Genomic DNA, 23,106 nt, shown 5'->3' with positions numbered 1-23,106 from the left:
TCACTTTATTTGCTCTGTTTCATAATAACATTATTTTTCTATATTACTAGCACACATAGTTTCGTTTAAAAGAAGGATTTCATATTCTTTTTCTTGTAGTCATGTTTTATGTACAAAGTCATATATTGAATTTGTAACACCCTATAAGGTATATGCTTAAGGAGGGATGAGAGAATGAAATGTCCGGCATGTAATACTGAAAATGCAGCGGAAGCAAGGTTTTGCGGAAATTGTGGACATTCGTTAACGGAAGAAGTGGTAGCGAGTGGTGGGCAGGAAGAAGGGCAGCTATCGCGCCCGGCACGAGTAAAGGAAACTCGTCCGAATGAAACGGTAGAGCAAGTGAAACAATTTGCAAGTGGCTATTTTCAGTTCTTTAAAAATGCTTTTAAATCACCATCGGCCATTATGGAAAGTGGAAATATTGAAGTGCGAAATGGAATTGTAAGTCTTGTGCTTATTTGCTTTTTAGGAGCATGTATTTTTTATAGAATGATGAGCGCAGCGGCGACTGTTACGAGGACATTATTGCCAGATATAGCTAATCCTACTTTCTTTGGAGAATCTGTAATGGTCTTTTTCTTTTTATTAATTTTAACTTTATTTGTCGGATTTATTATTTTTGTAAGTGGTAAGATGATGAAATCATCTTTTTCTTTTCTTGAATCATTCGGTATATGGGGGACGATAGCGACGCCAGCTATTGCTATACTAGTTCTTTCTTTTCTATTTAGTTTCCTATTGATCTTTTTTTTACCAATCTTATTAGGGCTGGCTACAACGTATATGGGAATTAGTATAATTGTAGCTATATTAAAACTAGACAACGGCGGAGTAGATCCTGTTTACACACTTATTATCGCAAATGTTTTAATCGGAATTGCAACGTTTATCGTGTTTTGGTCTTACATTAAAACGATAATCCAAACCTTTATCGGGGGATTAACAGGCTTCTAACGAAAAGGTGGTTGAATGGATGAATGTATGTACAAAATGCGGAGCTCAGTATGAAGATGGAGTGCAATTTTGCCAAAACTGCGGGATGAAGAGGGAAAGTCTTGTAGTAAAGAAGAAAATGAGCGGTGGTACAAAAGTTGGCATTACACTCTTAACATTACTTGTTATAGTAATTGTTGGATTGTATTTGTATGGATCATCGTATTATAAGCAGATGGCACAAGTAGACCGAATGATTACTATTTTACAAGAGAGGGACGGGGAGAAATTAGCTGAGATCATCACGGCAGATGATCCAACCGTTATTGTAACGAGAGAGAGTTTAACGCCTCTATTTTCATATATAAAAGAAAATCCATTTTACGTGAATGAATTGAAAGAATATTTGAGGCAAGGTGAAAAACAAGGGGATGGAATAGAAAGAGCAGATTTTTCTTTAACGAAAGATGGGAAACATTTCTTTTTATTTGATCGGTATAAATTGAAAGCGAAGACGTATTATACGACTCTGCTTACAAATGAAAAAGGTACATCTTTAAAATTGAACGGAAAAGAAATTGATAAGACAAATGACAAAAAGTTTGAGAAGCAATATGGACCGTTTCTTCCTGGAACTCAAGTATTTCAATCTGAATATAAAAATGACTATGTAAAACTATCACGTGAGGAAAAGGTTGTACTTATGAAACAAAGTCAAAATAATGTAACGGTAGATTTAACGTTGCAAGGGCAATATATTACAGTTCAAACGAATGCGTCTGGTGCAACATTGTACGTGAATCAAAATCCAGTTACTGCGTTGACTGGAGAAGAAATTACGTGGGGACCGATAGCGACTGATGGAAGTGCGGCGATTTATTTAGAACGAAATGGAGAAAACGGAAGGGAAACGACAAAGGTAGAAACGGTAACGGCACTTTCGGCTTATAATCTTCCATTTCAAAAGAAAAGTGTAGAAAAAACAGTTGTTTACAATGTTACTCCACCGCCTACGACTCATTATGTATATAATGGTTTCATCTTCCCTGATAGTGATATTCGAAAATTAACGAGTACGGACTTAACATATTTATCGAAAGAACAATTGAAAATAGCAAGAAACGAAATATACGCAAGACATGGACATATGTTTCAAACGAAAGATATGCAAGCGTATTTTTCAAAACAGTCTTGGTATAGAGAAAATCCGTATTTTACAGGAAAGCTAACAGATATTGAAACTTATAATGTTGAATTGATCAAATCAAGAGAATAAACACGTGAAAAAGGTACAGTGCATAGCTGTACCTTTTCTATGGTTATTTAGCTGGACCAGGATCCCTTGAGAAAAAGATATGAAAGAGGAATGTGACTTTGCTTGCTCCTCCTGATGTACTTGCTTGCACATCAGATAATGCACTAGATGTTAAAACACCTTCAGAACGAGGGGGTACGACTATTTTGAGAGTATCATCTTTTTCTGATGAGGCAGTAACTGTTATTGTATCATCAGATAAGTTTACAATTTTAACAGTACCGATTGGTAAGATGGACTTGCCAGCGTGTGATGCTGAAGAGAAGCGAGAGCCTTTCCAAATCGTTTGTGCGAAAGTCTCATCATTAGATAACCAAGCACGAGCGCTGTATAATGTTACGTTAATAGAAAATTCTTGATCAAGTGGCATGGCGGCTTTCGGTTCTTGCGGTTCCTCTGGAGTTTGAGCGAGAAGGCCGGCGCACATGTATGTTTCACCTACTTTCAATAGTTACTGTTATAGCATATTAAATATCTTGTTTATAAGACACGACGGATACCTATTCATGCATAGGTTTGTGCACCAAATTTGTAGATAGAATTCTATTTCTTTACAATGGAAGTAGGTGTTATTTCTATAAAATATGGAAATCGTAAAGAGTATGTAAAAAAGAAGGAGTGGTAAAGTGAACTATGTCATTATTGGCGGAGATGCAGCAGGTATGAGTGCAGCAATGCAAATTGTTAGAAACGATGAAACTGCAAATGTTGTAACGTTAGAAAAAGGTGAAATCTATTCATACGCTCAGTGCGGATTACCGTATGTGATTAGTGGTGTTATTGCTTCTACTGAAAAGTTAATTGCACGCGATGTAAAGACGTTTCGTGATAAATATGGAATTGATGCGAAAGTACGTCATGAAGTAACGAAAGTAGATACGGAAAAGAAAATGGTGTACGCAGAGCATACGGAGACGAAAGATGTTTTTGAATTTCCGTATGACCGTTTATTAATTGCGACTGGAGTGCGTCCTGTTATGCCAGAATGGGAAGGGCGAGATTTGCAAGGCGTTCATCTTTTAAAAACAATTCCGGATGCTGAGCGCATATTAAAAACGCTAGAAACGAATAAAGTTGAGGCTGTAACTATTATTGGCGGCGGTGCAATTGGACTAGAGATGGCAGAAACATTCGTCGAACTTGGTAAGAAAGTAAGAATGATTGAGCGAAACGATCATATTGGCACAATTTATGATGCCGATATGGCGGAATATATACATAAAGAAGCAGATAAACATAATATTGAAATTTTAACGAATGAAAATGTAAAAGCGTTTAAAGGAAAAGAAAGAGTAGAACAACTGGAGACGGATAAAGGGACGTATAAAACTGATCTCGTTTTAGTATCTGTCGGTGTACAGTCAAATACTGATTTTCTTGAGGGGACAAATATACGTAAAAACCATAAAGGTGCAATTGAAGTAAATGCTTATATGCAAACGAATGTGAAAGACGTATATGCTGCTGGTGATTGTGCAACACATTACCATGTTATAAAGGAAATTCATGACCATATCCCGCTCGGAACGACTGCGAATAAACAAGGGCGACTTGCCGGACTCAACATGGTTGATAAACGCAGAGCATTCAAAGGTACGTTAGGTACAGGCATTATTAAATTTATGAATCTGACGCTCGCAAGAACAGGCTTAAATGAAAAAGAAGCGAAAGGGCTAAACATCCCGTATAAGACGGTCAAAGTAGATTCAACAAATATGGCGGGCTATTACCCGAGTGCTTCGCCACTTCACTTGAAATTACTATATCACGCCGATACGAAACAATTATTAGGCGGTCAAGTAATTGGAGAAGAGGGCGTAGATAAACGTATTGATGTTATCGCGATGGCACTTTTCAATAAAATGAGTATTCACGATTTAGAAGATGTCGACTTAAGTTACGCACCACCATATAACAGCGTTTGGGATCCAATTCAACAAGCAGCAAGGAGAGCGGAATAGCACTTTTTTAAGTGCTATTTTTTTTGTGAAAGGGGAATAAATAAAGTTTCACTTTATTTTGAATATACCGTTCACCCTTGAAAACATAGTACGTATCGCTTATATTGTCATATAGTATTTGTTTTTTAATAAAGCAATGAACGAACCAGGGGGCACAGTATGGCAATTAACATGAATACAATCGAAGAATGGATTGCTGAATCAAATGCAAGAAACGAAGAAGACTTAGGAAACGTTGTTGAAGAGATGAAAGAAGTATGTGTCGGACTTGATAACGCGACATTAATTTATACGAAAAACATATTTTGTTTCGGTAAGAAAGTAGAAGTATTCTTCTTCTTCCAAGATCACGTCGTTATCGGAGAAGAGAAGGAAGAGTATATTGAGATTGAAAAATTAAAGTATGATGACATTACAAATAGCAACTTAAAAACAAATGACAAAAATACAACGTTAGAACTAAAGTTTTCTAACGGGAAAGCTATTAATTTAGATAGTCTAAATGATAACTACGGTACGAAAAACTGGTTATTTGCAAGACAAATTAAGAGTATTTTTAAAGTAATTTAGTAAAAAAGGCAGACCTTGAAAGGTCTGCTTTTTTACTTATTTCCTATTAAATAAAGGCACCCTCTTTCTTCATAACATTTCACGCTTGTAAATCCCGTCTCATAAAAAAGGTTTACTAATTCTTCGGTCGTCTTAAATTTATCCATATGATATTGGATTTTGAAAGTTTCAGCGACTAGTAAAAAGGATCCATTCGGTTTTAAGACGCGAAATACTTCTTTCATATCATTCTCAACATCAGGCCAAAAGTAGTGGGTTTGAAAAGCGGTAATGAGATCAAAGAAGTCCGGATGATATGGAATAGAGGAGACGCTTGCTTGATGAATAATTACTTTCGCTGCTTTGATATCCTTCATATTTGCTTTCTTTGAGTTTTCAACAGCTTGATTGGAGTAGTCGATCCCGTATATTTTCCCAAGCGGAGTTCGTTTTGAAAGAGTCTGTATGGTTTTACCACCCCCACAACCAATATCTAAAATAACTGCATTTTCACGTATATGTATTTTTTGTAAAGCCCAATTTGTTAGTCTCGTATGCGCAGCATTCATAATGCAAAGCATAGAGGAACCAATTGTCCCGCGAGGATTTTTCGCTTGCTCGATTAATCTTTGTAAAATACTCAATTCAAACTCTCCTTTTATATAAGAATATGTATTTATTTCGCTTTTAATAATTTAACTCCTTTAAAAAAAGCACGCCATTAATCGGCGTGCTTCTAATTATGCAAGGACCCTTTTAGCCAATTTCGCGCTCGATACGCCCCAACCGGAATTTGAATGAGTGAAGTTTCATTTCCGGCATCAATCCCGTACAATTGATCGCATGAATTTGTATCAAAACTTAGTAACGGATGCCCGCCCATCCCCATAGCGGTCGCAGCTAAAACGAGTTTATGAACGAGCATGCCAGCTTCCATTTGATGAATTCGATATCCTCTATAACCTAATTTATTTTTATAGTAATCTTTATTTCCGATTACATGTAGACAAAGTGGTACTTGAAAAAGGTTTACGTTATCCATCGTCATACTGGATTGCAGAGAATAACGAAGGTCTCCGTACCGAATTGGCTGTATGGAATGTGTCCTACTGTTATAAGCGTAAGCGCCGTTTTCTATGTCTTTTACGTTATAAAAACATCCATATAGTGAGACTCGTGCGTTTTCATTTAAATATTTGCCATCAAGGTCGTTGTAATAAGGGAAGGAGAGGCTCGCTGCTTGTAGTAGAGTAGCGAGCTCGGCTGCATCCCATTTCGTTAAAATGAAGTCAGAATCAGGTGAATATCGTTTTTTACAAAGTTGTAAAAAATCATATGATAAACGTTCCACTTTAGGTAGCTGCATAGCGTGTGCACTATATTGTTGTCGTTCTTCACGGGTAAATGTTTGGAAGTGTTCTGTTGATTCAATCATAGAAGCTGCGTTTATTTTTTTTATCATCGGATATTCATCTACATATTTTGAGCGAACGAAATGCTCATGTGTTAACGGCGGGATTTGCTGCAACAAGTCATGAGAAGTAATAGTTTTATTTTCGTGATGATCATCATGAAACCAATCTGTATTCGGTTCTGTACTTAAAGGAATAACAGCATACACACTTTCTTCACCTTCTGACAGTCCAAGTAAATGATTCATTGCCCGATCTAGAAACTGAAAATATACACCATTTGTATAACCAAATTGTTTTGCGCATTCAAGTAATTGACCGATTAGAACACCACTATCTAATCCTTGCAGACGATACGAAAAGTTATTGTATTTAAAGAAGTTTTTCCAAAACATAGTGGATACAAATGCAGCACCAAAACAAGAATGTATGTTACAACGATTGCCGAGTGCTTCTGTAAGATAAGAATCAAAATTTCCTTCACGAAGTAAGATAAGACGGTGGTGCGCGGCGTCGTAATGGTAAATGCCGTCTGGATAATGATCAATTTTTAAATACATATATAATTCATTCGGATATAAAGCACCCCCAGAAGGGATGAATCTTCGAAATAGAGTCGTTGTTTTATTATTTTCTAGGTTAGTAGTAGGCTGACATAATTGTGTTAAACCAAATGAGTACCAAAGATAATGACCGATTTCCTCTAAGTTAGGTTTAGTAGAAGAATTCCGCAAAGTTAATGGGATTTCTAAAGAGAGAGGGATTACTGGTAAATTTCGATATAATTTATAAGGAAGTGGTGCGTCTTCCCAGTCAATCTCTTTATCGGACGACATAATTTCATTAATAGAAAAATGGAGATGATGTAAAAAAGTATCAGGTTGCATCAAATTTCCCCCTCACTATGAATTATGGAAACGGATGCGGATGTGGATTTAAACTTTCATTCGTTAAAGGCTCAGCCCAATATCCAAGTGTCATCGGTACGGTATACACTCTATCCAGTCCTGTAACCCGAGTGAGATGGTGACCGAACGTCATCGGTAACATGCCTGGAATAATTACTTTTACACAATGTAAGCCGTTCTTTTCTATAAGGGGGACCGTTTGATTTACAACAATTACTTCAAGTCCAGATTGATGTAACCTGTTTAAAAGTTGATGAAGATCAGATGTTAAATCCATATCAAATGATTGTAATGCATTCATTTCTTGGAACGTTTGCACTGGAGCATCATCACGTAAAAGGAAGTGAAGACGTTCTTCCGCTTCTTTCAATCCGTACAGCATACTATGATCTTCCATTTGCGAAACAAGATATGGATCTTGTAAACCGTTTTCATATTTCTCTCTTTTTTGTTCAAGCTCTTCATCTGTTATAAGTAACATGCCCGCTATTTCATGAATTGCATTTTTTACAGCTCGAATTGGTTCCATATGTGCGCCGCCAGCACAGACGAGATTCATACCATCTTGCCTTGTATTTTTCGCAATGACCCATATGCTCGGAATACCATGTTCCATCGTCGCGTTGAAAACGTATAATTCATATCCAGTAATTGTGCGTAAGCGTTCCAACATTAGTTGCAATTCAGTATCATTGGCTGAACTAAGATCGAGACGGGGAAGAGGTAATTCGGCATACCAAGTGAGCAAAAAGGCGTCACGCTCTACAATTTCTAAAATGCCGTGAAAAATTGCTTCTTCTAAACTACCACCAATTGCACATCCATTTGATGTTTCATACACGAAAGCATCTCTATGACCAAGGCTATAATAAGCGATTGATTCTGGAACTAGAAGTGGTCGGTTTTGTAATAAAGAATATCCCCATACCCAGTTTTGCTCATAATCAGGATCAAACGGCTTAAATGGAAAACTATCACGATTGTAATGTTCATTTGTATGCACACCAAGTGTGAGGGGATTCAGTGCAATATCTTCTAGCTCACGAAAACTGCCATGTACATTTGTTTTTTTTCCACGAGGCGACATACCGCAATAGCGTTCTAAACCTTCTAAAATAGCGGTTGCTTTACTAAGTGAAAATGAATGAGTCCGGCCCGCGACACCTTCATTTCCAAACAGTAACGGCATGTTTATAATGACATCAGCAAACGGTAATAGAGAATGTTGCATTTTACCGTTTAAAATACCAGTCCGGTAATCTAAATAGTCTCTCGTTAAAAATGTGTTTAGCTCATGAATGGAACGACAGCGATACGTTTCAGTACTCGTTTTCAAACTTGGTTGTAAAGAAATTTGCGCTGCATCTGCTGTATCGTCAGGCAAATTGCTGCATACCGGACAGAGAGGGTCTGGAAGAAACGAATTCCGGGTACATTGTAACGTTTGTAAGTCCAGTAAAATGAGTTCGTTTTCTAAAGAAGAATATCCATGAGCTAATATTTTCTCTGTTTCAACATGAATGAGCTGGCACATTTGTAACATTCCATTTTGGGTGGCGCGTACATCACGCCTCGTCACGTTCTCTGCTTTTAATGCATATTTTCGTTGTAGTTCCCACATTTCTTTTTGATCAAAGCCAGCTATAAACCGGCGTCCATCAGCGCAGTGGGAACATCCAGTTGTAAGAGGCTTCACGTAAGGACCGATAATACCTTCACCAAACGAAGTAAACGCGCGAAGCCACGGAATATTATTTGAGCGAAAGATAAGCTCAGCATCACGATGTACGGAAGAAGGAGACCCGTCATGTAAAACGAGAGCAAGATGAATGTTTTCAGGGAGAGCTTCTGTAATTGTATGCTGGTGGATGAGTGAATATTGCTTACACAATTGCTCATGTACATAGTCTGTGAGTAGGCCATCTCCTATAAGTAGTATGTTTTGAGTCATTGGTCATCCTCCTTTGCAATTAATACCCCATATACACCGTCTAAGTTGTCTCTTAAAAATGACTCAATAGCTAAATCAAAAACGAATGGATACAAGTTGTTTTCCGTTAAATTTTGCAAAGCAACTTGTAAAGACTGTACGCCTGGAATTTCTTCCTCTTCTTGTATTGCTACTCTAACAGGATCCGTACTATATAAAACAATGGATGATTCCGGTAACATATTAGCTTTATAAGGAATCTCTTCATTTTGAATATGAAGGAGTGCTTGTTGCAGAGCATTTCTTAATGCGAGTGTTATATTAATATTTGCCGCACCATACCATCTATCATTAATACCGATCCAAACGACAGGAAAACCAAGTAACTCCTCACTCATTCCTACTTTAGGTATTTCATGAATTGTAGAGAGAGCATCGTAGTAAAACCTACAATGTTTATCATGAATTTCGGTTAAATAAAGCTCTGTAATCTCTTCTAGCATATGTGATTGGCGTTCATATAACTTATTATTTAAATGTTTTTGGAGTGCTCGGTATACACCTTCTGTCATCGTTTCCCCAGCACCAATACCGATATCAGTATGTTCGGGGATAAGACGATGAATCATTTCAGCTACATATGTTTCAACTCCTGTTAAACCAGCTTCGCGGCGTGCTTCATTATGAGTTAATCCACCGCAAGTTATAGTAGGAAGGGGAGAGGTAGGTCCGTCTGATAATGGATTTGCAACTTGAATATTGCACTGTGATAAAGGCAATTGGTGTAAATCTTGTTCATCCCACATGTGGAATATACCAGCTTCTTTAGAAGTTAACGTATCAAAAAAACGAAAAAGTTCAGTTGAAGTATATTGTCCGGAACGTTGGGCAAGGTTTTCTTGAAGATTTTGCACCGTATCAATTGTAAAGATTTCATCGGTTGCGAGAAGATGTTTTATGAAAGGGTGCCACTTTCCTTCAAGTGTTTCCAAGTTTAATAAAAAGAATTGAGGATTATGCTGCCTATGTGAACCTTCAGCGACATGTTTAAATAACTCAAAAACGATAACATTTGCTAACATTGCAGATGCAATTGGTGAGAAAAGTTCAGGTGGATTTTCACTTTGTAAAGTAGTTTCGTGTAGACGATGCCAAGCTGATTCCCAGCATTCTTCACGGTCTGCGGTTACGACGGGTCCAGCTAAACCAATTCTTGATAAGCAAATAGCTGGTATGAAATTTTTCTTAAACTCTCTACAAATAGTATGGATTGCTCTTAAACTTTCAATATCTCCATTTTGGGAAACGTATAAAATCCAGTCGAAAGGCTCGAATACTTCATGTAAAGGGCGATCAATTGTAATATCTATTTCTTGAATAAGTACATTGTCATCATTTGCATATGCACGTTCGCTTAGTTCGTGAATTCGATCGTAGTTTGTTTCAGCACGATCTGTAACAAGATAATGGAATGTAGGTAAACCAGATTCTAATAAAGAAGAAACTAGGGAAGTAAGCATATCGCCAGAACCAATTATAAGCACATTTGCTGCGCGGTACGTTTCGAATTTTAAAGCGCCTGAATGGGAATCAGCTTCTAAAAACTCAATTTGCGAAGCGTATCTGTCGAGTAATGCACTGTTTAATTCGTGGGGAGCATCTTGGCTTACATCACGAATGAAACCATTTTCATATAAAATCTCTCCAATTTCAAATACACGATTTTGATAGGGGAGAGGGAGACCATCGGTTATTTCTGTCAAAGAATGATTACCGTTAAACATAGGCATTAATTTCTCGATCCAGTCATAAATTCCATCACCATCCATACGGAATGAACTGGAGTTATTTCGAAAGTAAACACCCCCGTTTGAATCGGGGAGGAAGAAAGTATCCTTATTTGCTTTAAGTTTTGCATGAACTGGAAGGTTATTCATGTTTATCCCCCTTACGTTTTAGGCATACATTATTAGTCTATGTATTGTGATTTGTCCCGTATGAACATAATAAAAAAAGGCTGTAGAATGATTCATTCTACAGCCTTTAATAGATTAATAATCTATCAACCTTCTAATAATAATGATTTTGGATCTTCAAGCATATCTTTAACAGCAACAAGGAAGCTAACTGCTTCTTTACCATCAACAATACGGTGATCGTAAGATAGTGCAAGGTACATCATTGGACGGTTTTCCATACGCTCTGCATCAATTGCAACTGGACGTACTTGGATTTTATGCATCCCTAGAATACCTACTTGTGGACTATTTAGGATTGGTGTCGACATTAGAGAACCGAACACACCACCATTTGTAATTGTAAATGTACCACCTTGTAGCTCTTTTAATGAAAGTTTATTATCGCGTGCTTTCAGACCTAAATTACGAATCTCGCTTTCAATTTCAGCGAAGTTCAATTGGTTAGCATCGCGTACAACTGGAACAACTAATCCATCTGGAGCTGCTACTGCAATACCGATATCATAGAATTTTTTAATGATAAGCTCATCGCCTTGAATTTCAGCATTTAATAATGGGAACTGTTTTAATGCTGCAACAACTGCTTTTGTGAAGAATGACATAAAGCCAAGACGTACATCATGTTTTTTCTCGAAAGCATCTTTGCGTTCTTTACGTAATTCCATGATTGCACTCATATCAACTTCGTTAAATGTAGTTAACATTGCAGATGTTTGTTGAACTTCTACAAGACGTTTTGCAATTGTTTGACGGCGACGGGACATTTTCACACGCTCAACTGGTTTTTCAAATTCAGTTTTTGCAACTGGAGCCGGACTTTGTTTTGGAGCAGCTGGTGCTTCTTTTGGCGCTGCAGCGTGAGCTTGTACATCATGTGGTCTCACACGTCCAAGTGGATCTGTGCTACGTACTTCGTTTAAATCGATTCCTAATTCACGAGCCATTTTGCGAGCAGCTGGTGATGCGATAGGACGATTTGTATTTGGTAAACCTTGCAACGCTTTATTTTGTTCAGCACTTGGAGCTGCTGCTTTCGGTGCTTCAGTAGTTTCTTGTTTTGGTTGCTCATTAGCCGGAGCAGGTGTGCTTACTTCAACCGCTGCGCCGTTTGCATCTAAAATTGCGATAGTAGCACCAACTTCAACTGTATCTCCAGGTTCGCCTAGTAACTTCGATACAATACCTGAATCCTCTGCAATGATTTCTACATTGACTTTGTCAGTCTCAAGCTCAACAACGCTGCCACCTTTCTCAACTTTGTCGCCTACGTTGATAAGCCATTGTGAAATAGTTCCTTCTGAAATAGATTCTGCAAGCTCAGGTACTTTAATTTCGATCATTTTAAATGTCCTCCCCTTATTTGCCTAACGGTGTGTTTTATCTTCTTTAATCTTCGGTAATCTCCATTTGTTAGCCTGGCTGTGGCAGACTATCTGCCACAGCCAAGCCTGAAAAACTCATTGTTACTTTCAGTTGCTGAAAACTTCAATTTCTTGTTTATCTTGACGGAAGTTGTACTTCACATCTAAAGCGTGTGCAACGATTAATTCTTGCTCAGCTTTGTGAGCGAATGGATCGCCACCAGATGGGCTAGAACGATCCGGGCGTCCAATGTAACCTGTTTTCACTTTATCCCCAGCTAGTTCGAACAGAATTGGAGCCATGTAATGCCATGCGCCCATATTACGAGGTTCTTCTTGAACCCAAATGATTTCTTCTAAGTTTTTAAAGCGTTTAATAATAGATTGAACTTTTTCAGCAGGGAATGGGTACAACTGCTCGATACGAACCATATGAACTTCATCTAGGCTGTACTCATGCTTACCACTTTCGATTTCTGCTGCTAAGTCAATTGCCATTTTACCTGTACTTAAAACAAGACGTTTTACTTTATTTGGTTTCGCACCAAGGTTTCCTTGTTCTAAAGCAGGTTGGAAACGTCCTTCACTTAACTCACTACCTGTAGAAAGTGTAAGTGGGTGACGTAATAAGCTTTTCGGCGTCATAATTACTAATGGTCGAACAGCTTCTGTTCCTAAGATAGATGCTTGACGGCGCAAGATATGGAAGTATTGTGCCGCGCTCGTTAAGTTTGCAACTGTCCAGTTGTTCTCCGCAGCTAATTGTAAGAAACGTTCTGGACGTGCACTAGAGTGTTCTGGCCCTTGACCTTCATAACCGTGTGGTAATAGAAGAACTAAACCAGATTTTTGACCCCATTTTGCTCTTCCTGCTGAAACATATTGATCAAATAATGCTTGCGCAGTATTTGAGAAGTCACCGTATTGAGCTTCCCACATCACAAGAGTTTCTGGAGCAAATACGTTGTAACCATATTCGTAACCAACAACAGCAGCTTCTGATAACGGACTGTTATGAACAGAGAATGATGCGTTAATGTTCGGTAAACGGTGTAATGGTGAATATGTTTCGTTTGTATCAGTATCGTGTAATACGATATGACGGTGCGCGAATGTACCACGCTGTGAATCTTGACCAGTTAAACGAATTGGCGTACCTTCTTGCAAAATAGAAGCGAATGCTAACGATTCAGCAAGTGCCCATTCAATTTTACCGTTCTCTTCAAGAGCATCTTTACGGCGCTCAAGAATTTTCTTCACTTTTGGATATACGTTAAAGCCTTCAGGCCAAGATAATAGTCCTTCATTAATTGTACGAAGTGATTCAATTGAAACACCAGTGTCAATCGGTTGAATTCCTTTTGCAACAACCTCTGGAACTTTAACGTGAATTGTTGCAGCACTCGTATCAGCTGGTGGCACTTGTGCGTATTCAGCCTTTAATTCCTCTTGTATAAACTGAGTAATTGTTTCAACCTCATCTGCATTCAGAACGCCAGCAGATTGTAATTGATCTGCATAAATTGCTCTTACAGTTGGGTGATTTTTAATTTTTTTGTACACTTGTGGTTGCGTAACTGCTGGATCATCCATTTCGTTATGACCATATCGGCGGTAACCGATTAAATCGATTAAGAAGTCCTTTTTGAACAGCGTACGATATTGGATCGCAAGGTTTGCAGCAGCAAGACAAGCTTCCGGATCATCAGCATTCACGTGAACAATCGGAATATCGAAACCTTTTGCAAGGTCGCTTGAATATTTAGTAGAACGAGAATCATAGCTATCAGTCGTAAAGCCGACTGCATTATTTGCGATAACATGAATAGTTCCGCCAGTTTGGTATGCATTCAATCTACTTAAGTTGAGTGTCTCAGACACAACACCTTGACCAGGGAATGCAGCATCACCATGAACTAAAATTACGAATGATTTTGTAGTATCTTGTTCTGGAAGACCAGATTTTTTACGATTCTCTTGAGCTGCACGTGCGAAACCTTCAACAACAGGGTTAACGAACTCAAGATGACTCGGATTATTTGCTAATGTAACACGAGTGCTAACCTCTTCATTACCAACGACTTGTTCTCTACCTAAATGGTATTTCACGTCGCCAGTCCAGCCAGCATTTGCCACTGCACCTTCTATTTTTGCATGTTTGAATTCTGCAAACATGTGATTATATGGCTTTTCTAATACGTGAGCGAGTACGCTTAGACGACCACGGTGAGCCATACCAATCATGACATCTTCAACGCCGCCTTTAGCACCTTCTGAAACAATTTCATCTAGTACAGGTACAAGCATATCAACGCCCTCTATTGAGAAACGTTTTTGACCAACGAATGTTTTATGCAAGAATTGCTCGAAACCTTCAACAGCAGTTAAACGTTTTAAAAGAGCAGTTCGTTTTTTATTTGATAATGGTTGACGCAATGAATTTGATTCCACCATTTGATGCAACCACGCGCGTTCTTCACTATCTTGTATATGTGAGAATTCATAAGCTAAAGATTTTGTATAAACGTCTTTTAATCTATGAATTACATCAAGTGCAGTGTGAATACCCTCTGGTGCATCTTGCCATACTGTTTTTGCTGGAATCGCTTTCAAGTCAGCATCGCTCAGTTCGTTCATTGTTTTCTCGATAAGAGATTGTCCGTTTGCAGCATCTTCCATCGGATTAATGTGAGCCAATGTATGCCCGAAAGAACGGATCTGTTCAACAAGTTGAACGACTTTAAGAATCTTTTCAATGTTCCCTGTGTTTTGAGGAGAAAAATGTGTTGCTGTGTTGTCCCCTGTTACGACATCATCTTGAAACGAAGGAGCTCCAAAAATTTCAAAAAGCTCTTGTAATTCCGGATCAACAGAACCTGCTCCAGTTACGTAAAGATCATACTGTTCAATAACATAACCAAGGTTCGGACCATGGAACTTGGCCCAAGGGTTTGTCGTTGTATTCTTCCTCGTCATTTGTTTAAACCTCCCAATGCATATAATCCTTTTTCCATACAAAAAGGTGCATTTTGCTCTTTTCAATAATTGATGAACCAATAATCAATCTAAATGTTTTTCTTTACTCTTATGTTATTACAATAATTTACATAATACCAAACACTATTACTTATCTGTTTTGTAAAAAAACATTCACAATAACTTATCACCCAAGTTAATCTTTCATGTTATAAAGTAATTTCACGGGAAAACGGGGTGGATATATTTGGTATACCTACATTAATACCTATAATTGTTGCATTTAAATATAAGTATAACTATCAGAATGTTTCGATAAAGTTTAGTTCGAATTATGTATATTGGAATAATAAGCGCTTTCATTGATATTATACAACAATATAACGGAATATAGTATAAAAAATAAAAAATTATGAATTTACCATAAACTTTATCTCGATAGTGTTAAATATCGAAAGGAAAATGAAGGATTTCTACAAAAAAAGTGGCTATACATAAAAAATGCTTCATAAACCGTTAGTTTCTATAAATATGGCGAAAAATAACGTAAAAACAATAGCGTATTTCACCCGATAAAGAGCAGAATGAAACATTTTAAAAGGATAAAACAAATATGGAGATATTAAATTTTCATAAAAACGGAGAGGAGATATAGTAACGGCTATATACATTGTTCCATGTTTCATTTCAAAATAGACGTGCTGAATTTGAAAAAGTTTCTTCTATATAAATAGAATGAAAAATAGACGAAATGAATGTAAAGGAAACTTGACGTAAAGTTTCCTTTACATATATACTCGGTATAAGGAAGGAGGGAGAAATTTCCTTGGAAAATAAAATGGTTGAATACCGAAAAAAATTTGGACTATCTCAAGAAAAATTGGCTGAGAAACTTGGAGTTTCCAGACAAACCATCATTTCAATTGAAAAGGGAAAATATGATCCATCACTTCCGTTAGCATTTGAAATAGCAAAAACATTTCAGACAACGATAGAACATGTATTTATTTATGAAGGAAAAGAAGAGGGGGAATAAAGATGAACTATTCACAAAAGTACTTCGTTATTATGGGAATTATTTTTCTATTTATGAGTGGATTTATGATATTAACAGGTATAATGACGCATTCTGCACCACCGGCTCCAACGTATACATTGCTTGCGATGATGATTATGTGTTTTTGCTTAAGTTACTTACACCCGCAATTTAAAGAAAAAGACGAGCGAATGAAGCTTATTCGTTATAAAGGGATGTTCGTGACCTTTTTTGCACTAACGGCATACTATCTTCTTTTCTCTATTGGCTTAAACTTAAAAATAATGACGCTATCTGCGGTTGAACTATTGAATATATTAATGGCACTTACGATGAGTACAGTTTTTATATCGTTTGTTGTTTTATCGAAAAGATATTAAGATGTAAAAGAGAAAGGAAGATTAACATATGCAAATGATGTATGCTTTTGGCATGGGGCTTGTATTATTTTTAGCGGTATTCTTATTTATTCGTAAAGACGTTCAAGGCGGAACGTTAACGAAACGAGGATTTTATAAAATGATCGGCTGCTTAGTTGTTATGTTTATAGCGATTATCGTAATGATCGTTTTAATAAATCAGTCATTATAGAACTTAAAAACGGAACCTTACTTTTGTAAGGTTTTTCTTTTTGGAAATAAATCTAAAAATTACCATAAAATCCATTTGCTATCTATATCTTGTATTATATAATCCAATAAAATGATAGATAAGGAGAATAGTATATGAATAAAAAAGCTATCTTCTTTTTATTAACATGTCTACTACTTATAGCTAGTATTACTTATATAATATGTAACAAATGAGAACAAGTTCCACCTATATTAGTATAGGAGGGGCATGAATACTACGTTACGAATGAACCTGCCAAAGCAGAAGAAGCCGGGCAAAAACTTGGAGAAGTGACGAAGAAAATTGAAACAAGCAAACAGCCTACTAAAGATAGTGAATCCAACGTATTAGAAGAAAAAACAGAAGTATTTGAAATAATTTTAGAAGAAGAGGATGAAAGGCCACCTATACTCGTAAAAGAACCTACTAGTGAAGAATATAGAGTAGCAAGGCCGATGTTAAAACAAGTACTATAATGAAAAGGAGACTCATATGCAGAGAGTAACTTCATATCCGTGGTCGTTAAGAAAAATATTTGTCTTTTTCCTTTGCTTTATTCTGCCTCCTATCGGTGCCATTTACATTTTGATGAATAGAGAGGCGCTACAAAAGAGAGACTACATTTTATATTTATTATTTGCTGCTATTAATATATCGCTTTGGTTATCATTGATGATTTTTGATAGGAGTATGTGGATGGTAGCGGGGCATGATGTGCTTGGTGTAATTGTTATTATTTTTTCGAATATGAATAAGAGCTAACCCAGCAATCTTAAAGTTGCTGGGTTTTATTTTGCTATTTATAATGAAGAAACAAATTTTTAATAGAGAGTAGTGATGTTATGAGATGGAAAGCAGGAACGTTTGAAAAAATAGAAACGAATGACTCATCTGTTGAGAAAATTATAAACACGTTTAAGGAACAAAACTTAAATGGTGGCGCAATAATAAGCTGTTTTAAAGTACATAACGAAAATTTTTTCAAAGAAATACCACATTCGAAAGATGGATACGAGCACTTCTTTAGAAGAATCTTCAACTCTTTAGATATAATACATAACTTAGAAGAGTTAAAAATACATACATCAGAAAAATATAAATTTCATTTTAAAGAACATCTGGTAGTCATGCTTGATGGTAGCATTGCCGCTCAAATTTTGTGGGGCGGAGCATATGAAGGATTTAAGGAACGACCAGTTATCGCAAAACAATTAGCGGTCAATGTATGTCAATATATGTTCCAAGATCGATACGAAGATATTAAAGTGTTCGAAAGCTATCGCCCTTGGACAGATTGGTTTTACGATGTTGCGTGGGATGCTACTTGGATGGTGTTAGATAGTAAGGAGCATAAAATGTGGTTAGTTTGTGCTACGGATACGGATTGATAGAAGAGGGGGCTTTGTAGAAATGCTACAAGGCCCTTTATCTTTTGGGAATGAATAGAAAACGAATCATATAAATGCTATACTAAAAAATGTTTGTAATGTCAGTTTCATACTATTGTATAATGCTGACTTACTAGAAAAGATAAGAGGAGAATGAACGTGAAAAAGATACAGAAATTATTGCTGTTAATGATGGTAGTAGGATTAACAGTAGGTGTTTTAGCAGGGTGTGCAAATCCGAAAGATACTACAGAAGAATTTTTAACAGCGATACAAAAAGGTGATGTAGAAAAGGCTCGTACATTTGTTGAGAGTGACAAGGAATTTAATAAACTAAATGAAAAAACAGATGATGCTGAGGCAAAAGCAATGCTGAGTGCAATTACGAAAAACTTTAAATTTGAAAAGCCAGAAGAAGTGTCGAAAAAGGATGACAAAGCAGAAGTGAAAGTGAAAATTACATCTGCTGATCTATCCGTTGCTGTAACAAAAGCAGTAGGAGAAGTTATGCCAATGGCCTTCGCTAGTGCTTTTAGTGAAGACAAAGAACAATCTGAAAAAGCAATCGAAAAAACAATGACATCAACTATCGTCAAAAACTTAGCGGATAAAGATGCAGCAATGGCAACTCGCGAAGTTACATTGAACTTAAAGAAAAACAAAGATGGCGACTATAAAATCGTTGCTGATGATAACTTGAAAGAAGTATTATTTGCCAATGCGAAGTCTTTGGAGAAGATGTTTGGTGGGAAGTGATTTAGTTCTTGTAAAAGAGCGATATTCACAAAACGTTAGAGTGAGAATTTGAAAGTAGTTCAAAAAGATGCCAGCATTTGCTGGCATCTTTTTTTATGCAATCTATAAAAATGTGCTTATAACGAGCAATTATTAGTTGGTTATTTGCTTGTATATACTATGTTCCAATATTTATATTAACTATATGATGTTAATAACCAGACAAAGCAAAAATTTTTAGTATAGAGGGATAGGGGCTTACTACATGGAGGGTGTATAAGGTTGGTCATAAAAGCTATTCAAGATGGGAAAGAAGTTAGATGGAATAGTAGACGGGAAATCTTACATTTTGTAAGTTATAAATGTATTAAATATATGATATATTGATATAATAAATTCAATTGGAGGAATAAATTATGAAAATTGTAAAGTCAAAGAAGTTATGGATTACTTTAGCAGTAATCGTTGGATTAGTAATTTCATATTCAATTGGCGCTAGTGGAGCCAAGGTCGCTATCGAGAAAGAAAAGGTTACATATGAAGAGGCAAAAGTGAAAGCAGAAGAAAAAGAGAATGAATTAATTTACACGAAGAGCAAAGTCAAAGAAGGTATTGATGCAGAGCAAAAGAAGCTTGATGATAAAAAAGTTGAAGTAGAAGAGACTTTGGCTCTAGTAGCTAATAAGAATCAATTAACATCAGAAGTTGATAAGTTGGGCAAAGATGTAGAGGCTAAGAAGGGTGAAGTAGGTAAATTAGATGGGGATATCCAAGCTAAGAATAGTGAACTACAGAAGCTTACAGAAGGCGTTAAAGCTAAGCAGGAAGAGCCTAGAATGTTAGGTGCAGGTGAATACATCGTGGGCAAAGATATTCCGGCGGGTCGTTATAAGGCTGCGGCAGTAGGTCGTGGTAGTAACTTTGTTGTATTCGATAGCAAGAGTGGTTCAGCAACAGTAAATACCATTTTGGGTAATAGTTCAGTAGGTCGTGGGGATTATACTTTCTTCGCTGGTAGTGGTGATATTATCAAGACAGCAGAGCAAGTTAAACTTATTCCAGTTGAATAAGTTTAAAGAAATACTGGAAAGAAGGAGTTAGAAAGCCTCCTAAAGCAATTACAAGAAGCTAAAGCTAAGAGAATCGACCACAAGTGCAGTCATCTTTGTGAGTAGCGTAGGCTTCATAAGATTAATAAATAATAAGATAGACAACAAGAGTAAATACAATCATGAAAAAATGGATAATTTGGGCGGTAATTTTTTATATACATTCGGCGGTACTGCTATATAAGGGAATTGACAAAATCGAAGGGTATTATATGGCTAGTGAATACAGTGAGTTAAATAAACACGTTTATGTGGGGGGAGACGCATATAACTACATTATTAACTCGAATCTACTTACAGTGTTCTTTGTACTTAGCGCAGAATTCTTTATCGCGGGGACTCTTTTAATCGCTACTGGATCGATTATCAAGGCTCTTAAGGAAAAAAAGTGGCATAAGCGGTTGAATTACCATATAAAAATAGCGATTTACCAACTGGTAGATCGCTATTTTTACGATATGACCCCGGAGAGGCTCGAACTCACGACCTCCACCCTGTCAAGGTGGCGCTCTCCCTGCTGAGCTACGGGATCTTCAAAAATGCTTATGTAATAGCATCTTTAATCATTATGCTAAAGCAATTATATATAATTAACTGAAAATTTACAATGTTTTTGTGTAGTAATTTTTTAAAGAGGTAGTCCAATATCAAATAGGTTTTATTTCAGAGGTATACTAGTATGTATGTTTTTATATTTAATAAATAGAAGATGCTGAAGTGTTATGATTTCCGATACCAATCCAAAGGACCTTCATCACTTAAATCAACAAGAAAAGGAAATAAGAAGTGTAAAGGTAAGCTTATAAATTCTGGCATAGCGCTCAATGTTTTCTTTGATAGATATTGCCGTCCGAAGCAATACGGATAATCTTTTTCAAATGTTATGAGAAGCGACCATACATCTTTTACTTTTCACTTCGTTTTACAATACGTACAACGCGCCATGGAGTTCCTCCTCATTTTAAAGTGTTTTCTAATATATCCCATTCTATTGTGCTAAAGTCAAGTGTATTTGGTGTGATAGAATGTAAGTTGGTTTGTTTTTTTATATGGATGTATTCGGTAATTTATGACCAAATGAATGTTATATAATAAGAGATTTTCATTTCCAGTATTCGAATTGGCCAATATATCCTTTTTACAATTTTCAAGAAATCATGTATAAAAGAAGTACAAGATATTTATAAATATTCAGAAGTAGAGGGAGAATTATTGTAATGGTAAGAAAAACGTTCAAGATGCGCGTATCTAGAAATAGAACGATTTCGATTAATGGCTCAATTCTTGATGTGGATGTTACACATGATGAGTTTTTACAAGAGTTTGTTGAGTGGGTCGATTCTAAAGGTTGGTCGTTTATGGGGATGACAGATGAGATTACACCTGAGGAAGCTAGTCAAAATTTAATAGACTCATTGATTGATGAGAAGGATAAGAAAGAGTAATTCCTTCTTATTTTTTGTTGTATATTTATGTTCCTAATCGTAAAAGTGTGATATAGTAAAAAAAATGAATATTCTTCCAAATTAATACAAATTACATATAGGTTGGTAGAGGTATTTTATAGAATGTGAAAGTAAAGGGAAAAGGGAGAGTCATATGGTAAATTTTAAGAAAATTTCGGTTTTTGTTATGGTTATTTGTTTATTTTTTTTGACACCTATGACGTTATATGCTGAGACGAATATTGGAGTAAATCCGGAGCAAGTGGCACCTCCACCTGCGGAAGGGCCGAATGTTTTTAGTCAGTTTGCGACTACGATTGATGCGAAAACAGGAGATATGTTGTACGACAAAAATGCACATCATCGTGCGTTCCCTGCTAGTATGACGAAAGTGTTAACGGCGATTTTACTGATGGAGCATACGAAGCCAGAGGATCAATTTACGTTTTCACAATTAGCATTAGATCAAGAGAAGAGTAATTATCAAATTGAGTTTCACCCTGGTGAGACTATTAATAGAAATACTGCACTTATGATTTTAATGGTGCTGAGTGCGAATGATGTGTCGTATGCGATTGCGGAGCGTATTGGAGGAAGTGTTGAAAACTTCGCCAATATGATGAATGAAAGGGCGAAGCAATTAGGGGCTAAAGATAGTCATTTTGTAACGCCAAATGGATTGCATGATCCAAATCATTATACGACGCCATATGATATGGCCATGATTACGAGAGGTGTGCAAAAGTATCCTGAAATTTTACAAGCGATGAATACGAAAAGAACGACGGTTACGACATCTACGCAAACAGTTTCTATTTTTAATAAGTCTACTTATTTTGAAAATCCATATAGTATGGGTGGTAAGACAGGATTTACGAATGAAGCACGCAATACGCTCGTTTTATTAAATGAGAAGGATGGTAATCGTATTATAAATGTAGTAATGGCTTCTCAAAGACCTGAAATTTATGAAGATTTGAAGCAGATGGCGGAATATTCTTTTGGGCAATTTACGAAGCAAACTGTACTAGATAAACATAGTTGGCACCAAAAGGCAAAGTATTTAAATAAAGATGTTGATTCTGAGCTGGAAAAAAGTGCAGAGCTTATGCTAAAGAAAGATGAAGGGAAAAATATAAAAACGGCTTTTCGGGTTAATTCAGTGGATAAAGAATCTTTGTATCAAAAAGGAATTCATCGCGGTGAAGTAGTTGGTGCGGTAGATATTATAAAGAATAATCAAACGATTGCGACTATAAATGTTCTTTCAAAAGAAGATGTTACTTTTGCGATGCCTAAAAAAGATACAGTTGCACCTGAAGTAAAGGAATCGAATGTGAAAGTGATAAGTGTTGGAATAGGTGCGATTTTATTATTTGGAGCGATTTTATATGTAGTGCTGCGCCGAAATAACCAAGGGATGAAATCAGAAGAAAAATAAATTGCTAGTAGAC

At 36.6% G+C, this 23,106-nt stretch carries 20 protein-coding genes, 1 tRNA gene and 2 pseudogenes; 14 read left to right on the top strand and 9 right to left on the bottom strand.

Going from position 1 to position 23,106, the window contains the following annotated elements:
- Window positions 1–174: 174 nt before the first annotated feature.
- Together BG05_RS24870 and BG05_RS24865 are read left to right on the top strand one after the other, a co-directional pair.
- Window positions 175–957, top strand: a complete 783-nt coding sequence (locus tag BG05_RS24870) for a zinc ribbon domain-containing protein (RefSeq protein WP_003188040.1) — start codon at window positions 175–177, stop codon at window positions 955–957.
- 19 nt (window positions 958–976) lie between these two features.
- The gene (locus tag BG05_RS24865; RefSeq protein ID WP_016126703.1) at window positions 977–2,212 is read left to right on the top strand and encodes a TcaA 3rd/4th domain-containing protein; all 1,236 of its coding nucleotides are present in this window, start codon (window positions 977–979) and stop codon (window positions 2,210–2,212) included.
- A gap of 43 nt (window positions 2,213–2,255) precedes the next feature.
- Here the strand turns inward: BG05_RS24865 and BG05_RS24860 are convergent, their stop codons facing one another.
- Window positions 2,256–2,678 carry a hypothetical protein gene (locus BG05_RS24860; RefSeq protein WP_002188801.1) on the bottom strand — a complete coding sequence of 141 codons (423 nt, stop codon included), beginning with the start codon at window positions 2,676–2,678 and terminating at the stop codon, window positions 2,256–2,258.
- Between the two features lie 199 nt (window positions 2,679–2,877).
- Between BG05_RS24860 and BG05_RS24855 the strand changes: the two genes are divergently transcribed.
- Window positions 2,878–4,212 carry an FAD-dependent oxidoreductase gene (locus tag BG05_RS24855; protein WP_002126016.1) on the top strand — a complete coding sequence of 445 codons (1,335 nt, stop codon included), beginning with the start codon at window positions 2,878–2,880 and terminating at the stop codon, window positions 4,210–4,212.
- 159 nt (window positions 4,213–4,371) lie between these two features.
- Window positions 4,372–4,782 carry a DUF3908 family protein gene (locus tag BG05_RS24850; protein ID WP_002126019.1) on the top strand — a complete coding sequence of 137 codons (411 nt, stop codon included), beginning with the start codon at window positions 4,372–4,374 and terminating at the stop codon, window positions 4,780–4,782.
- A gap of 32 nt (window positions 4,783–4,814) precedes the next feature.
- Here BG05_RS24850 and BG05_RS24845 read toward each other — a convergent pair whose 3' ends face one another.
- The 6 genes from BG05_RS24845 to odhA form a co-directional block, all read right to left on the bottom strand.
- On the bottom strand, window positions 4,815–5,405 hold the full coding sequence (locus tag BG05_RS24845; protein ID WP_003188047.1) for a class I SAM-dependent methyltransferase: 591 nt from the start codon (window positions 5,403–5,405) through the stop codon (window positions 4,815–4,817).
- Window positions 5,406–5,497: 92 nt separating this feature from the next.
- The gene (locus BG05_RS24840) at window positions 5,498–7,060 is read right to left on the bottom strand and encodes a SagB family peptide dehydrogenase (RefSeq protein WP_002126024.1); all 1,563 of its coding nucleotides are present in this window, start codon (window positions 7,058–7,060) and stop codon (window positions 5,498–5,500) included.
- 22 nt (window positions 7,061–7,082) lie between these two features.
- Window positions 7,083–9,032: a TOMM precursor leader peptide-binding protein gene (locus tag BG05_RS24835; RefSeq protein ID WP_016126704.1), complete on the bottom strand. Its 1,950-nt coding sequence runs from the start codon at window positions 9,030–9,032 to the stop codon at window positions 7,083–7,085.
- Entirely contained in the window at window positions 9,029–10,948 is a 1,920-nt protein-coding gene (locus BG05_RS24830) for a putative thiazole-containing bacteriocin maturation protein (RefSeq protein ID WP_002168868.1), read from the bottom strand. The genes BG05_RS24835 and BG05_RS24830 overlap by 4 nt, the downstream gene beginning before the upstream one ends.
- 125 nt (window positions 10,949–11,073) lie before the next feature.
- Window positions 11,074–12,330 (bottom strand): 2-oxoglutarate dehydrogenase complex dihydrolipoyllysine-residue succinyltransferase, encoded by a 1,257-nt coding sequence (gene odhB / locus BG05_RS24825; protein ID WP_002168867.1) that lies wholly within the window; start codon window positions 12,328–12,330, stop codon window positions 11,074–11,076.
- Between the two features lie 129 nt (window positions 12,331–12,459).
- Window positions 12,460–15,327, bottom strand: a complete 2,868-nt coding sequence (odhA, locus tag BG05_RS24820) for a 2-oxoglutarate dehydrogenase E1 component (protein WP_003188053.1) — start codon at window positions 15,325–15,327, stop codon at window positions 12,460–12,462.
- An 826-nt stretch (window positions 15,328–16,153) separates the two neighbouring features.
- Here odhA and BG05_RS24815 point away from each other — a divergent pair.
- The 8 genes and pseudogenes from BG05_RS24815 to BG05_RS24780 all read left to right on the top strand — a co-directional run bounded on the left by BG05_RS24815 (window position 16,154) and on the right by BG05_RS24780 (window position 20,168).
- A complete protein-coding gene (locus tag BG05_RS24815; RefSeq protein WP_000428506.1) occupies window positions 16,154–16,363 on the top strand; it encodes a helix-turn-helix transcriptional regulator in 210 nt (69 codons plus the stop codon).
- Window positions 16,364–16,365: 2 nt separating this feature from the next.
- Entirely contained in the window at window positions 16,366–16,743 is a 378-nt protein-coding gene (locus BG05_RS24810) for a hypothetical protein (RefSeq protein WP_016126705.1), read from the top strand.
- A gap of 28 nt (window positions 16,744–16,771) precedes the next feature.
- Window positions 16,772–16,954: a DUF3976 domain-containing protein gene (locus tag BG05_RS24805; RefSeq protein WP_002086895.1), complete on the top strand. Its 183-nt coding sequence runs from the start codon at window positions 16,772–16,774 to the stop codon at window positions 16,952–16,954.
- Between the two features lie 134 nt (window positions 16,955–17,088).
- Window positions 17,089–17,451 (top strand): annotated as a pseudogene (locus BG05_RS31750) (hypothetical protein).
- Between the two features lie 16 nt (window positions 17,452–17,467).
- On the top strand, window positions 17,468–17,737 hold the full coding sequence (locus BG05_RS24795) for a hypothetical protein (protein WP_002126037.1): 270 nt from the start codon (window positions 17,468–17,470) through the stop codon (window positions 17,735–17,737).
- Between the two features lie 80 nt (window positions 17,738–17,817).
- Window positions 17,818–18,363 carry a hypothetical protein gene (locus BG05_RS24790; RefSeq protein ID WP_002126038.1) on the top strand — a complete coding sequence of 182 codons (546 nt, stop codon included), beginning with the start codon at window positions 17,818–17,820 and terminating at the stop codon, window positions 18,361–18,363.
- A gap of 159 nt (window positions 18,364–18,522) precedes the next feature.
- A complete protein-coding gene (locus tag BG05_RS24785) occupies window positions 18,523–19,119 on the top strand; it encodes a hypothetical protein (protein WP_002126039.1) in 597 nt (198 codons plus the stop codon).
- 395 nt (window positions 19,120–19,514) lie between these two features.
- Window positions 19,515–20,168, top strand: coding sequence for a hypothetical protein (locus BG05_RS24780; RefSeq protein ID WP_002168861.1), 654 nt, complete (start codon window positions 19,515–19,517; stop codon window positions 20,166–20,168).
- 498 nt (window positions 20,169–20,666) lie between these two features.
- Here the strand turns inward: BG05_RS24780 and BG05_RS24775 are convergent.
- Window positions 20,667–20,739 (bottom strand) — tRNA-Val (locus BG05_RS24775).
- A gap of 188 nt (window positions 20,740–20,927) precedes the next feature.
- Window positions 20,928–21,152, bottom strand: a pseudogene (locus BG05_RS30225) (hypothetical protein).
- 272 nt (window positions 21,153–21,424) lie between these two features.
- Here BG05_RS30225 and BG05_RS24770 point away from each other — a divergent pair.
- Both BG05_RS24770 and BG05_RS24765 read left to right on the top strand, forming a co-directional pair.
- On the top strand, window positions 21,425–21,652 hold the full coding sequence (locus BG05_RS24770) for a hypothetical protein (RefSeq protein ID WP_000251865.1): 228 nt from the start codon (window positions 21,425–21,427) through the stop codon (window positions 21,650–21,652).
- A gap of 154 nt (window positions 21,653–21,806) precedes the next feature.
- Complete coding sequence (locus BG05_RS24765; protein ID WP_002126097.1) at window positions 21,807–23,093, top strand: D-alanyl-D-alanine carboxypeptidase family protein; 1,287 nt, start codon at window positions 21,807–21,809, stop codon at window positions 23,091–23,093.
- The last annotated feature ends 13 nt before the right edge of the window (window positions 23,094–23,106 follow it).

The sequence above is a fragment of the Bacillus mycoides genome (assembly GCF_000832605.1).
Lineage (GTDB): Bacteria > Bacillota > Bacilli > Bacillales > Bacillaceae_G > Bacillus_A > Bacillus_A mycoides.
Note: the sequence above shows the minus strand (reverse complement) of the source record. Positions and strands in the feature narration are given on the sequence as shown.

What these genes read in the sequence shown, in the direction of transcription:
- BG05_RS24870 (WP_003188040.1), top strand. Translation starts at nt 175, where the DNA reads ATGAAATGTCCGGCATGTAATACTGAAAATGCAGCGGAAGCAAGGTTT.
- BG05_RS24865 (WP_016126703.1), top strand. Translation starts at nt 977, where the DNA reads ATGAATGTATGTACAAAATGCGGAGCTCAGTATGAAGATGGAGTGCAA.
- BG05_RS24860 (WP_002188801.1), bottom strand. Translation starts at nt 2,678, where the DNA reads ATGTGCGCCGGCCTTCTCGCTCAAACTCCAGAGGAACCGCAAGAACCG.
- BG05_RS24850 (WP_002126019.1), top strand. Translation starts at nt 4,372, where the DNA reads ATGGCAATTAACATGAATACAATCGAAGAATGGATTGCTGAATCAAAT.
- BG05_RS24840 (WP_002126024.1), bottom strand. Translation starts at nt 7,060, where the DNA reads ATGCAACCTGATACTTTTTTACATCATCTCCATTTTTCTATTAATGAA.
- BG05_RS24835 (WP_016126704.1), bottom strand. Translation starts at nt 9,032, where the DNA reads ATGACTCAAAACATACTACTTATAGGAGATGGCCTACTCACAGACTAT.
- BG05_RS24830 (WP_002168868.1), bottom strand. Translation starts at nt 10,948, where the DNA reads ATGAATAACCTTCCAGTTCATGCAAAACTTAAAGCAAATAAGGATACT.
- odhB (WP_002168867.1), bottom strand. Translation starts at nt 12,330, where the DNA reads ATGATCGAAATTAAAGTACCTGAGCTTGCAGAATCTATTTCAGAAGGA.
- odhA (WP_003188053.1), bottom strand. Translation starts at nt 15,327, where the DNA reads ATGACGAGGAAGAATACAACGACAAACCCTTGGGCCAAGTTCCATGGT.
- BG05_RS24810 (WP_016126705.1), top strand. Translation starts at nt 16,366, where the DNA reads ATGAACTATTCACAAAAGTACTTCGTTATTATGGGAATTATTTTTCTA.
- BG05_RS24805 (WP_002086895.1), top strand. Translation starts at nt 16,772, where the DNA reads ATGCAAATGATGTATGCTTTTGGCATGGGGCTTGTATTATTTTTAGCG.
- BG05_RS24795 (WP_002126037.1), top strand. Translation starts at nt 17,468, where the DNA reads ATGCAGAGAGTAACTTCATATCCGTGGTCGTTAAGAAAAATATTTGTC.
- BG05_RS24790 (WP_002126038.1), top strand. Translation starts at nt 17,818, where the DNA reads ATGAGATGGAAAGCAGGAACGTTTGAAAAAATAGAAACGAATGACTCA.
- BG05_RS24780 (WP_002168861.1), top strand. Translation starts at nt 19,515, where the DNA reads ATGAAAATTGTAAAGTCAAAGAAGTTATGGATTACTTTAGCAGTAATC.
- BG05_RS24770 (WP_000251865.1), top strand. Translation starts at nt 21,425, where the DNA reads ATGGTAAGAAAAACGTTCAAGATGCGCGTATCTAGAAATAGAACGATT.
- BG05_RS24765 (WP_002126097.1), top strand. Translation starts at nt 21,807, where the DNA reads ATGGTAAATTTTAAGAAAATTTCGGTTTTTGTTATGGTTATTTGTTTA.